This window comes from Nocardia sp. NRRL S-836, assembly GCF_001279525.1.
Lineage (GTDB): Bacteria > Actinomycetota > Actinomycetes > Mycobacteriales > Pseudonocardiaceae > Lentzea.
In genome coordinates this window covers 61119-73433 of record NZ_LGDY01000118.1, presented here as the reverse complement: position 1 = coordinate 73433, position 12315 = coordinate 61119, and the positions used below count along the sequence as shown (strand labels likewise).

Here is a 12315-nt window from a genome sequence, read left to right as displayed (position 1 = left end):
CGCAAGCCGGGCAGGGCCAAAGGCCGGGGGGGCGGGCAACCCCCCCACCCCCACCTCCGCCGCCGTGAAGTCCGCGTCGGCCTCGGCCAGCCGCAACGCCTGACAACGAGCGATCCCCCTGCCGATCAACGCGTTGGCGAGCCACCGCTGGTCGTCGTACCGCCGCAGCTCCCTGATCACGGCGGTCAGCTCCGCCATCGCCGCCCGCGGATCGGCCGACCGGCACAGGTGCAGCCCGCGCAGGCACCGCGCCCTGACGAGCTCCCTGCCACGCAACTGCGGCGTCGCGAGGTTCAGGTGCTCGAGGCTCTGGCTGAGCCGCCCCCGGTCCAGGTCGATCCAGGCGAGCGCGAGCCGGAACCGCGGCTCACCGGTGAGCCGCAACCCGCGCCGGGCGAGCTTCGCGGCCTCGTCCAGGTGGCCCAGCTCGACGTGGGCGACGCTCAGGTCGTGCAGGGCGTCGGCGCGCTGGGCCTTGGTGCCTCGGACGCGTGTGGTGGCGATGGTCGCCCGCGGGTCGGTGGTGGGGCTCGTGGGACGGGTCTCCTGGTCGGGCGCGGGTGCGGCGCGGGTCTGGGAGGGCGTGGTTGCCCGCGGGGCGCTGGGGCTGGTGGGGTGGGTTGTCTGGTCGGCGGGCGCGCTCGCGGCGCAGCCCTGGGCGGACGTGGTTGTGCGCGGGGCGGGGCTGGTGGGGCGGGCCGCCTGGTCGGCCGCGGTCGCGGCGCGGCCCTGAGAGGGCGTGGTTGCCCGCAGGGCGGCGTTGGGGCTGGTGGGGTGGGCCGCCTGGTTGTCGGGCGCGGCTTCGGCGCGGCCTCGGTCAGGTGTGGCGGCGGCGTTGGTCGCCTGTGAGCCGGTTCCGGCGCTCATGCGATGAGCCTCCTGTTTGTCGGGTGCGGATCCGGCGCGCTCCTGGGCGGGTGTGGCTGCGTGCGGATCGGTTCCGGCGCTCATGCGACGAACCACCCCGTCGTCAGCCCGAGTTCCGGCACGCAAACGCACACCGGCCCCGGCGCGACCTCGGCCCGGAACCACCCCTCGGCATCCGGCCGGATCGCCACGCCCTGCTCAGGCGAGCGGACCTCGACCGTCACGTTCCTGTCGTCGAGCACCCCGGTCAGCAGCGGCCCGTCCAGCTGCAGGTACATCCGCCCCGCACCGGCGTGGAACACCAGCTGCCGGGACGGGCCGCGGACCGGCTCGTCCACAGCCGCCATGGGGGCGAGACCGGTCGGGGCGGGGGCGGCGACGGCCGGGGGCACGTCGGCGTGGAACAGCGCGGCGATCTCGGCGAGCAGCGGGTCCCTCATCGCGCCGCCTCCAGTTCCCGGCGCAGCGCGAGCAGGCAGCGGCGGCGGGTCGGGCCGACGCTTCCCACCTTCATCCCCAGGGCGTCGGCAACCTGTGCATAACTCACCTCAGGGCTGTGGGCAGCTATCCGCAGCAGGCGTTGGCACCGTTCGTTCAACGTCGTCAGCGCTGTCCACAGCCGGCGGGCGCGGTCGGTGTCGAGCACGACGTCCTCGGGGGTTGGTGACGTCGGTTCGGGCTCCCAGCGGTGGGTGGGGAGCTCGCGGCCGCGCAGGCGCAGCACGGTGATGCTCTGGCGGGTGGCGGTACGGACCAGCCACACCGCCAGGGCCTCGGGTTCTCGGATGCGGGTGAGGTGTTCGGCCAGGCAGAGCCAGGTGCACTGGTAGACGTCGGCCGCGTCGGCGTGGTTCAGGCGGAACGATCTGGGCACCGACCAGACCAGCCGGGAGTAGCGTTCGACGAGCGCTTCCCAGCCGGCGAGGCCGGTGCGTGCGGCGTGGATGACCTCCGTGTTCGTGTCCATGCCGCTTGGAGGCGAATACGGCTGTGGAGGCTCCACGCCTCACTCGAAAGAGGCTTGTCCACAGCTGTGGAGAAAGTCATCCACACCTGTGGACAACTACAGCTTGTGGAGTCGCTCCACGGCCTCGTCGATCACGGCGTCCTGCTTGCAGAACGCGAACCGGATCAGGTGCTGCCACTCCGCGGGACGGTCGGTGAAGACCTGCACGGGCACCGCGGCCACGCCGATCCGGGCGGGCAGGTCGCGGCACAGGGCCAGGCCGTCGGTGTAGCCGAGGGGGCGGACGTCGGCGCAGATGAAGTACGTCCCCTCCGAGGAACGCACCTCGAAGCCCGCCGCACGCAGGCCCTCCGCCAGCCTTGCCCGCTTCGCCGCCAGCGAGTCGCGCAGCGACGTCACCCAGTCCAGCTCGGCGGTCAGCGCGTGCGCGACGGCGGGCTGGAACGGGGCACCGCCGACGAACGTCATGAACTGCTTAGCGGCGCGCACCGCGGACACCAGCGGGGCCGGCCCGCACACCCAGCCGATCTTCCAGCCGGTGCAGTTGAACGTCTTGCCCGCGCCCGAGATCGACAACGTCCGCTCGGCCATCCCCGGCAGCGACGCCAGCGGGACGTGCTCACGGCCGTCGAACACCAGGTGCTCGTAGACCTCGTCGGTGATCGCCAGCAGGTCGTGCTCGACGCACAACGCCGCGATGGCGTTCATCTCGTCCGCCGTGAACACGGTGCCGGTCGGGTTGTGCGGCGAGTTCACCAGCACCGCCCGCGTCCGCGGCGTGACGGCGGCCCGCAGCGCCTCGACGTCCAGCGCCAACCGGCCGGACGAGTCCTCGCGCAGGCCCACGGTCACCCGCGTGGCCCCGGCCATGGCGACCGACGCCGCGTAGGAGTCGTAGTAGGGCTCGATGAGCAGCACCTCGTCGCCGGCCTCGACCAGCGCCAGCAACGAGGCGGCGATCGCCTCGGTGGCGCCGACCGTCACCAGGACCTCGGTGTCCGGGTCGTACGTGGTCCCGTACCGCGAGCGGTGCGCCGCGACCGCCGCGCGCAGCACCGGCATGCCGGGGCCGGGTGGGTACTGGTTCACGCCGGACGCGATCGCCGACTGGGCGGCGGCGAGCATCGACGCGGGGCCGTCGGTGTCGGGGAAACCCTGACCGAGGTTCACGGCGTCGTGCTGCACGGCCAGCCCCGTCATCTCCGCGAAGATCGTCGAGGTGAACGGCTGCAACCGGGGAACTAGCGCTGGTACCCGCACAACCCAGGATCTTCACGGACAATGGTGTCGTGGAGCAACTGACCGCCGCTGACCAGCAGAAGCGCACCGACCTGCGCAGGATGAAGCTCGTCGCGACGAGCTTCCTCGTGGGCGCGACGGTCGTCTTCCTCGGATCGCACGCCTTCGAGGGCGCCTGGGTGGGGTACGTCCGTGCCGCCGCGGAGGCCGGAATGGTGGGCGCGCTCGCCGACTGGTTCGCCGTCACGGCGCTGTTCCGGCGCCCCCTCGGCCTGCCCATCCCGCACACCGCGATCATCCCCACCCGGAAGAACATGTTCGGCAAGACGCTCGGCGACTTCGTGGGCGTCAACTTCCTCAGCCCGGAGATCGTGCAGGACAAGCTGCGGCGTGCGGGCATCGCCGAGCGCGCCGGGGCGTGGGTCAAGCAGCCGGAGAACGCCGAGCGCATCACCAACGAGCTCGCGAACATCCTCAAGGGCGCGATCACCGTGCTCAAGGACGAGGAGGTGCAGGCCGTCGTCGAGCACGCGATCGTCAAGCGCGTCACGGCCAAGCCCTGGGGCCCGCCGCTGGGCAAGCTGCTCAACCAGGTCCTCACCGACGGCGCGCACCACAAGCTCGTCGACCTGATGTGCGACCGGGCCTACGAGTGGGTGCGCGACAACTACGACAAGGTCAGCCTGATCGTCTCCGAGCGCGCGCCCGCGTGGTCGCCGAAGTTCGTCGACTCGCTGCTCGGCGACAAGGTCTACACCGAGCTGGTCAACTTCGCGTGGGCGGTCAAGACCGACGTCAACCACCCGATGCGGCTGGCCGTCGACCAGTTCCTGATCGAGTTCTCCGCCGACATGCAGACCGACGCGGCCACGATGCAGCGCGCCGAGCAGGTCAAGCAGCAGGTGATCAACCACCCGGACGTGCAGAAGGTGATCAGCAGCGCGTGGGGCACGGCGAAGAAGATGCTGCTCGACGCCGCCGAGGACCCGTCCAGCGAGCTGCGCAGGCGCGTCACGCAGGGGCTGGTCACGCTCGGCACCAACCTGACAGGGGACCCAGAGCTGCGCGCCAAGGTCGACGGCTGGCTGGAGCAGGCCGCCGGGTACGTCGTGCAGAACTACCGCGCCGAGATCACCACGCTCATCACGGACACGGTCGAGCGGTGGGACGCGGAGGAGACCTCGCGCAAGATCGAGCTGCAGGTCGGCAGGGACCTGCAGTTCATCCGGATCAACGGCACCGTGGTCGGCGCGCTGGCCGGTCTGGTGATCTACACCGTGGCCAACGTGCTCTTCTGAGAGGCGCGCGAGCGTTTTCGGAACGTGCGGGCCTTCTCGCGGTTGCCGCACACCTGCATCGAGCACCAGGTGCGCGAGCGGTTGCGGGAGCGGTCGAAGAACGCGCGCAGGCAGTCGTCGGCGGGACAGATCTTGAGCCGCTCCCACGAGCCGAGCACGGCGAGGCGGGCGGAGGCCGCGAGCACGGCACCGACCGCGTCGCTGCTCGCGAGCATCGGGACGCCGCCGGTCAGCTCGACGTGCACGACGCCGGCCGCCGTCCTGGGCCCTGACGACCCCTCGATGGACGAACGCAGTGCTGCCCGCGCGGCGCGCGCCTGTGCGATTTCCCCGCTCCGCCCGAGGCCGCGTTCGGTCACCCACGCGCGCCAGGAGGCTTCACTGTCCAGTACGTGTCGAGTGTTCAGGAAGTCGAGCAGCAGCTCGACGTCGTGATCCCAGCCGACAGTCAGACCAGTCACCCCACCACTGTAGGCGCCACGGCGGTCACCCGTCAGGACATCTCTCGAATACACTCGGTGTATACACGGGGTGTATAGTCCTCCGCATGTCGATCGGTCACGCACTGTTGGGCCTGCTGGAAGGCGGTCCAAGGCATGGATACGACCTCAAGCGCGCGTACGACGAGCGCTTCGGTCAGGACCGCCCGTTGCACTACGGGCAGGTGTACTCCACCCTGTCGCGGCTGCTGAAGAACGGCTACGTGACCGAGGCGGGCGTCGAGGCCGGCGACGGTCCCGAGCGCAAGCGGTACGCCATCACGGACGCCGGTGTCACCGACGTGGAGCGCTGGCTGCGCACGCCGGAGAAGCCGGAGCCGTACCTGCAGAACACGCTCTACGCGAAGGTCGTGCTGGCGCTGCTGTCCGGCCGCAGCGCGGTGGAGGTGCTCGACGCGCAGCGCTCGGCGCACCTGACGACGATGCGCGAGCTCACCCGGCGCAAGGTCGACGGCGACCTGGCCGACCAGCTGATCTGCGACTTCGCCCTGTTCCACCTCGAAGCCGACCTGCGGTGGCTCGAACTGACCGCGGCCAGGATCGACCAGCTCGCCGCGGAGGTGGCGCGATGACCGAGCGGAAACCGGCCCTGCTGAGGGCGGAGGACCTGGTCAAGTCGTTCGGCAAGACGCAGGCGCTCGCCGGTGCCGGCCTCACCGTCCGCGAGGGCGAGGTCGTGGCGGTGATGGGGCCGTCGGGCTCCGGCAAGTCGACGCTGCTGCACTGCATCGCGGGCATCCTGCCGCCGGACGAGGGCACGGTCACCTACCGCGACCGCGACCTGACCACCATGTCCGACCACGAGCGCAGCGAGCTGCGGCGCACCGAGTTCGGGTTCGTCTTCCAGTTCGGCCAGCTCGTGCCGGAGCTGACCTGCCTGGAGAACGTCGCGCTGCCGTTGCGGCTCAGCGGCAGGAAGCGCAAGGACGCCGAACGCGCCGCGCACGAGTGGCTCGCCCGGCTGGAGGTCGACGCGGTGGCCGGCCAGCGGCCCGGCGAGACCTCCGGTGGCCAGGGCCAGCGCGTCGCCGTGGCACGCGCACTGGTCACCAGCCCGAAGGTGATCTTCGCCGACGAGCCGACCGGTGCGCTCGACTCGCTCAACGGCGAACGCGTGATGCACCTGCTCACGACCGCGGCACGGGAGACGGGCGCGGCGGTCGTGCTGGTCACGCACGAGCCGCGGGTCGCCGCCTACTCCGACCGCGAGGTCGTGGTGCGCGACGGCCGGTCGCGGGACGTGGAGTTCGCCCGGTGAAGCGGGTGATCAGCGACCTCGCCCTGGGGGTCCGGCTGGCCGTCGGGGGCAGCCGGAAGTCCTGGACCAGGCTCGCACTGCAGGGGTTCGGCATCGGGCTGTGCGTGGCGATGCTGCTGCTCGCCGCGTCGTTGCCGACGGCACTGGACGCGCGGGCGGACCGCGTGCGGGCGCTCGGCACGGTCGCCCGCGGTGACGGTCCGCCGCCGCTGCTGGCCGAGGACCACAGCCACGCGTTCCGCTCCGACTCCATCCGCGGCTTCTACCTGAAGGTGCTCTCGCCGGACGCCCCGGTGCCGCCGGGCGTCGACCGGCTGCCAGGCGACGGCGAGGTCTTCCTGTCACCCGCGCTCGCCGACCTGCTCGCCTCACCGGCGGGCGAGCTGCTGAGGCCGCGGTTCCCGGAGCGGGTCGTCGGCACGATCGGCCAGCCCGGCCTGGAGAACCCGCGCGAACTGCGCTTCTACGCCGGTGACGCCTCGATCGAGGCGGAGCCGAACGGCAACACCGTCTACCGCTGGGGCGCGACCGGCCGCAGCGGCGCCATGGACCCGGTGCTGTGGCTGCTCAGCCTGGTCGGCGTGGTGGTCCTGCTGTTCCCGGTGCTGGTGTTCATCGGCGTCGCCACCCGCCTCGCCGCGGCCCAGCGCGACCGCAGGCTCGCGGCGTTGCGGCTGGTCGGTGCGGGTGCGGGCCGGGTGCGGCTGATCGCGTCGGGGGAGTCGCTGATCGGTGCGCTGGCCGGGCTCGTGGTGGGGTTCGGCCTGTTCTTCGCGGTCCGGCCGTTCGTCGACCGGATCAGCATCGCCGAGCTGTCCTCGTTCCCCAGCGACGTCACGCCCACGCCCGCGCTGACCCTCACCGTCGTCGTGGCGGTGCCGGTGCTCGCGGTCGTCACCTCGCTCGTGGCGATGCGGCGCACGATCATCGAACCGCTCGGCGTGGTGCGCGAGCAGAACCCGGTGCGACGCAGGGTGTGGTGGCGGCTGGTGCCGGTCGTCGCCGGAGCCGGGTTGCTGGTGAGCCAGATCGGGCACTCCGGCGAGCGGACCCAGCTGGACACGACCGCCTTCGTGGCCGGCGTGGTGCTGCTGATGCTCGGCATTCCGGTGCTGCTGCCGTGGCTGGTGGAACGGGTCGTGTTCCGGATGCGGGGCCACACCCCCGCGCTCCAGCTCGCCGTGCGCCGGCTACAGCTCGACAGCGGAACCGCCGCCCGCGTCGTCGGCGGTGTCGCGGTCGTGCTCGCCGGCACCGTCACGCTGCAGATGCTGCTGGCCGGCATCGAGAAGGAGGTGCGGGCCGACGAGCGGGAGGAGGTCAGCCACCAGTTCCTGACCATCTCCGGCGACTCCACCACCGACCTGTCCGGCCTGCCCGCGCTGATGGGCAACACCCGCGGGGTGCTCTCCCTGCACCGGCTCGACCAGACCAGCGCGGAGGTCGACGACCGGACGTACATCAGCGTGAACATGGGTTCGTGCGAGGCACTGCGGTCGCTGGTGACCGTGCCGGACTGCGCCGACGGCAAGGCCTACGTGGTCGCGCGGGCCGGCAGCCGGGAGTCCGTGCGGGCCGGTCAGGTGCTGAAGGTCGGCGTCACGGGACCGGACACGGGCACGCCGTGGACCGTGCCGCCGGTGGAACCGGCCACCGGCACCCGCCCCGGCCTGTTCCTCACCCCGGCCGCCGCCGCGGGACTCCGCTCACAGCACTCCGACTACCAGGCGGAGCTCGACCCGTCGATCCCCGACGTCGCCGAGCACACCCGCAACGCGCTCGCGAGCCACGGGCACCGCGTGCACACGTACTACGTCGGCCAGGACAACACCAGCGAGGTGGAGCACGTGTTCGGCGTGATCCGCCGCGCGCTGCTCGCGGGTTCGCTGCTCACGTTGCTGCTGGCGGGCGCGTCCCTGCTGGTCGTGGGGCTGGAGCAGGTCAGGGAACGCCGCCGGCCGCTCGCGGTGATGACGGCGAGCGGCGTGCCGCGCGGCACCCTGGCCCGCTCGCTGCTGTGGCAGAACGCGGTGCCGCTGGTGATCTCCACGGCGGTGTCCGTGGCCACCGGCGTCGGGCTCGGCGTCCTGGTGATGCGGGTGTTCGACACCGAGGTCGCCTTCGACTGGGCGGGCATCGGACTGGTGGCCGGACTCGCCGTGGCGCTGACGTTCGCGGTCACGGTGCTGACGCTGCCCTCGCTGTGGAAGGCGACCGGCGCACTGGGCCTGCGGACCGAGTGACGGTGATCCGCACGCGCCTACGATCGGGCGCGTGCAGATCGTCACCACCGCGGACCGCCCCGGGTTCTCCTCGGCGGAGCTGAGCGGCGAATGGCCGTTGTTCGTGCTGAAGGACCCGGTCTCGAACCGGTACCGCGAGGCGGTCCGGGAGCACTTCCCGCAGTACGACGTGCTGGTGGTGGACGGCGACGAGGTGCTGGCCCACGCGGTCGCGGTGGCACTGCGGTGGGACGGTTCACCCGCGGCGCTGCCCGACGGCGGCTACGACGGCGCGATCGTGCAGTCGGTGCGGGAGCACGAGAACGGCGTCGAGCCGGACACGTTGTGCGTCCTGGCCGCCACGGTCCGCGGGGACCGGTCCGGCCGGGGCCTCGCGGGCGTGGTGCTGACGGCGTTGCGCGAGCGCGCGGTGCAACGGGGGCTGCGCCGGGTCGTCGTGCCGGTGCGGCCGACGACGAAGGCGAGCCACCCGTTGACGCCGATGGCCGACTTCGCCGCCTGGACGCGTGACGACGGACTGCACCCCGACCCGTGGATCCGCACCCACCAACGCCTCGGTGCGACGGTCCTGGGACCGGCCGAGCGGTCCATGGTCGTGACGGGCACCGCCGCGCAGTGGGAGAGGTGGACCGGCGTGCGGTTCCCGCGGCCCGGCCGCTACGTCGTGCCCGGCGGCCACGACGTGGTGGCTTTCGACGGTGACCAGGGCGTCTACGAGGAGACGAACCTCTGGATGCGGCACCGCTAGACCTGGTTCGCCCGCCTCAGCCGCACCCTGCTCACCACCGACCCGGCCGCGGCACCGTGCTCGGCCAGCCGGTCCTGCACCAGGCCGTGGCGGAACTGGTAGCACGCGCCCGCCCGGCACAGCACGCCCAGCTTGCGCGCGTCCTCGAAGAACACCATCAGCTCCCACGGCAGCTTCCCGCGCAACGCGAGCCAGATCCGCGCGACGGTGAACCACCACCAGCGCAGGTGCAGCACGGCCAGCGCGAACCCCAGCATCAGCCCGGAGGCGAGCCCCAGCCCCACCATGCCGGTCTGACCGGGCCCGAACACCAGCGCCGCCGCCGAGCCGAACACCACGGCCAGCACCAGCGAGCCGGTCCACACCGCGATCCGGTCGCGCGCCATGGTCCACTGTGGACTGGAAGCCTGGGAGAGCTCGGCCGCGCTCGACAGCGCGAACCGCAGCGCGACGGCCACCGCCAGGCCCAGGCCGACCACCAGACCGGCCGAAAGCCCGTACAGGGCACCGAAGACGAGCCCGGCGGCGAGTCCGAGCACACCGGGCACGAGCAGCAGTGACCGCCAGACGCCCAGGCGTGGCTTGGGTTGCCGTTCCTTCGAGGCGGACAACGCGGCCCCGCCGACCACGACACCGGCGACCAGGCCGGTGATCGGCGCGAGCTTCGGCGTGATCGAGTACGCCATCAGCCACCCGACGCCGAACCCGCCGATCGCGCCCAGCACCAGCGCTCCCAGCAGGGCGAGCCAAGTGCGGCCGACCGACCGGCGCAGCTCCCACCAGGCCAGCTCGCGGATGCCGCGGTCGCGCATCTCGTGGGCGAGGAACTCAAGCCACCGACGGGCCTTCTCACGGGGCCAGACCTGCGAGGCCCCGGCGTGGTGGGCGAAGGCCCGGTTGCCGAACGCGCGGGACACCAGCTCGTCGCACAGGTGGTCGGAGACCGCGCGGGCGTCCGGGAAGCGGCCGCGGTCGAGCAGCTCGGTGGGCTCCGCCTCGGCGTCGGCGTAGACCATGCTGGCCAGCCACATCGTGAGCGGCGTCGACAACGCGTCCGCTAGCCGGCCGTCGGGTTCCTCGCGCAGGTGGATGAACACCGGCTCCCACCGCGCCGCGCCCACGGTGTCCGCGCTCGCCCGCAGGTAGGAGGCCACCTCGTCCAGGTCGAGCGGTGCCAGCTCGACCACGTCGGCGCCGGGCAGCGGGCCCGCGAGGTGCACGGCCTGGGCGTACTCGCCGGTCCGGCAGGTCAGCACGAGCGGGCGGCCGGCCGGGAACGCCTTCGCGATCCTGGCCAGCGCGTCCGCGCGCTGGTGGGCCGGGACGTCGTCGAGACCGTCCAGCACCGGCAGCACCCGGTGCTGCTCGACCAGCAGGTCACCGGCGTAGCTGCCGTACAGCTCGGTGTTGCTCAGCGCCGGGTGGTCCTCGTAGAGCCGGCGGGTGAACCACGTGCGGATGTCCTCGGCCGCCGGGTCCCACGTCGACAGCGGCAGCAGCACCGGGACCATGCCGCCGTCGTAGCGGTCCAGCAGGCCGCACGTCAGCAGCATCGCGACCGTCGTCTTGCCGGTGCCCGCCTCGCCGAGGACCACCATCCTGCGGTGCACCTGCCGGTGGAACGCGCCGACCACCGCGCCACTGCGTCCCGGCGGCGCGTCCGGCTCGTCGCTCAGGTCCAGCTCCGGCGCGGTCCAGTGCAGGTCGAGCACGTCCGGGTCGGTGAGGCCGCGCGAGCGCACCTCCTCGTTCCACTGCACCTGCAGGCCGGCGGCGAGCGCGCGGCAGGCCGCGTCCAGGTGCTCGTCGGTGCTCAGCTCGGCGTTGTGCCTGCGCCGCAGCCACGGGTCGAGCAGCGCGAGGAAACCGAGGAACACCACGGCGAGCGCGATCAGCCACACGTGCGGGTTGATGCCGTGGTCCGTGACGAACAGACCGGCAGCGGTGAGCAGTGCGGTCAGCACGCAGCCGGCCAGCAGCGCCTGCTGGCGGATTCTGGACATGCGCGCATCATGACGCACCGCATCCGCCTGAGGTCGGTTCAGTGACCCGTGTCGTGCCGATCGCTGCTGATCACAGTCGCCACCTCCGTTGCCCCAGGGTGAGGTGCTGCTCGTCGTGGTCGATGGTGACGCCGAAGTGCTGACGGCGGGGTTTGCCCAGGTCGTGCCACTCGGTGAGGGCCCGTTCCGCGAGGTCCCACAGCCGGCGCGGGCCGCCCTGGTCGACGTGCGAGCCGTGGTGGTGGACCCACGAACCGTCCGGGTGACCCAGCCAGTCCTGCCCGGCCACGACGTCGGGCAGCGCGATGCCGGCGAAGAACTCGAACGGGCTGGCCGGGTCGGTGACCGTGGCCATCGGCAGGGTGGTCCTCCTGCGCGCGAAGCCGCCTTCACCGGCGAGAGCGGGCTTGCGGGCGTGCGCGCGCAACGGCATGAAACGGCCGTCCGCCACGAGAACGCGGCCCTCGCCGGTGCCGTCGCCGCGGGAGACGATCCGGACGAGCCCGGCGCCGATGGGGCGGTGCAGCGTGGTGACGACGAGACCGCCCGGCGTGGTCTGCTCCAGCCAGGCGGGAGGGACCGTCGTGACCGAGCAGGTGGCGAGCACCCGGTCGTAGGGCGCGTTCGGCGGGTGGCCCAGCGCGCCGTCGCCGGTGACGCACGTGGGCGTGAAACCGTTGCGGTGCAGTCGTTCGCGAGCACGGGCGGAGAGGTTCGGATCGACGTCGACCGTCGTCACGTGCTCGGATCCGGCGGCGTGGCAGAGCAGGGCCGCGTTGTACCCGGTGCCGGTGCCCACCTCCAGCACCGACTGTCCGTTGTGGACGTCCAGCGCCTCCAGCATGATCGCCATGATCGTCGGCATGCTCGACGAGCAGGTCGGTGTGCCGCCGGTCACCGTGTCGTCGCCGTCGAACTGGGTAACCCACACCCGATCGGTGTAGACGAGCTCCAGCCAGCCGGGGCTCGCGGCGGTGACCGGCTCCCAGTCGCCGTCGTGGCGCTGGCGGTAGAACCGGGGCAGGAACTCGTGGCGTGGAACGGCCCGGAAAGCGTTGTACCACTGGGAACCGCGCAGCACGCCGGTGCCGAGCAGGTGGTCCGCCAGCTCGGCGCGCAGGGCTCCGGCGTCGTCCATGTCCCCCTCACGGTAACCCTGTGGCGGAGCACACGCAGCGATTGCTAGCAGGGT

The 12315-nt window shown here is 72.2% G+C and carries 11 protein-coding genes and 1 pseudogene; 5 read left to right on the top strand and 7 right to left on the bottom strand.

The window, feature by feature from the left end; genetic code table 11:
- From ADL03_RS30850 to ADL03_RS30835, 4 genes and pseudogenes are all read right to left on the bottom strand, one after another.
- A pseudogene (locus tag ADL03_RS30850) lies at positions 1–867 on the bottom strand (hypothetical protein); the annotation flags it as partial.
- A gap of 80 nt (positions 868–947) precedes the next feature.
- Entirely contained in the window at positions 948–1307 is a 360-nt protein-coding gene (locus tag ADL03_RS30845; RefSeq protein WP_053737094.1) for a hypothetical protein, read from the bottom strand.
- Positions 1304–1834, bottom strand: a complete 531-nt coding sequence (locus ADL03_RS30840) for an RNA polymerase sigma factor (RefSeq protein ID WP_053737093.1) — start codon at positions 1832–1834, stop codon at positions 1304–1306. Before ADL03_RS30840 ends, ADL03_RS30845 begins: the two co-directional genes overlap by 4 nt.
- A 96-nt stretch (positions 1835–1930) precedes the next feature.
- Positions 1931–3034 (bottom strand): pyridoxal phosphate-dependent aminotransferase, encoded by a 1104-nt coding sequence (locus ADL03_RS30835; protein WP_231642500.1) that lies wholly within the window; start codon positions 3032–3034, stop codon positions 1931–1933.
- Between the two features lie 140 nt (positions 3035–3174).
- Here ADL03_RS30835 and ADL03_RS30830 point away from each other — a divergent pair, with 140 nt between their 5' ends.
- Positions 3175–4371, top strand: a complete 1197-nt coding sequence (locus ADL03_RS30830) for a DUF445 domain-containing protein (RefSeq protein ID WP_082373612.1) — start codon at positions 3175–3177, stop codon at positions 4369–4371.
- Here the strand turns inward: ADL03_RS30830 and ADL03_RS30825 are convergent.
- A complete protein-coding gene (locus ADL03_RS30825; protein WP_197288780.1) occupies positions 4344–4832 on the bottom strand; it encodes a CGNR zinc finger domain-containing protein in 489 nt (162 codons plus the stop codon). The genes ADL03_RS30830 and ADL03_RS30825 overlap by 28 nt on opposite strands.
- An 86-nt stretch (positions 4833–4918) precedes the next feature.
- Between ADL03_RS30825 and ADL03_RS30820 the strand changes: the two genes are divergently transcribed.
- The 4 genes from ADL03_RS30820 to ADL03_RS30805 are packed head-to-tail and all read left to right on the top strand — an operon-like array spanning position 4919 to position 9120.
- Positions 4919–5443: a PadR family transcriptional regulator gene (locus ADL03_RS30820; RefSeq protein ID WP_053737090.1), complete on the top strand. Its 525-nt coding sequence runs from the start codon at positions 4919–4921 to the stop codon at positions 5441–5443.
- The gene (locus ADL03_RS30815; RefSeq protein WP_053737089.1) at positions 5440–6129 is read left to right on the top strand and encodes an ABC transporter ATP-binding protein; all 690 of its coding nucleotides are present in this window, start codon (positions 5440–5442) and stop codon (positions 6127–6129) included. Before ADL03_RS30820 ends, ADL03_RS30815 begins: the two co-directional genes overlap by 4 nt.
- Positions 6126–8372, top strand: a complete 2247-nt coding sequence (locus ADL03_RS30810) for an FtsX-like permease family protein (RefSeq protein WP_053737088.1) — start codon at positions 6126–6128, stop codon at positions 8370–8372. Before ADL03_RS30815 ends, ADL03_RS30810 begins: the two co-directional genes overlap by 4 nt.
- Positions 8373–8403: 31 nt before the next feature.
- A complete protein-coding gene (locus ADL03_RS30805; protein WP_063798755.1) occupies positions 8404–9120 on the top strand; it encodes a hypothetical protein in 717 nt (238 codons plus the stop codon).
- Here ADL03_RS30805 and ADL03_RS30800 read toward each other — a convergent pair.
- Together ADL03_RS30800 and ADL03_RS30795 are read right to left on the bottom strand one after the other, a co-directional pair.
- Positions 9117–11123, bottom strand: a complete 2007-nt coding sequence (locus ADL03_RS30800; protein ID WP_197288779.1) for an NACHT domain-containing NTPase — start codon at positions 11121–11123, stop codon at positions 9117–9119. The genes ADL03_RS30805 and ADL03_RS30800 overlap by 4 nt on opposite strands.
- A gap of 70 nt (positions 11124–11193) precedes the next feature.
- The gene (locus tag ADL03_RS30795; protein ID WP_053737086.1) at positions 11194–12261 is read right to left on the bottom strand and encodes a methyltransferase domain-containing protein; all 1068 of its coding nucleotides are present in this window, start codon (positions 12259–12261) and stop codon (positions 11194–11196) included.
- Positions 12262–12315: the final 54 nt, after the last annotated feature.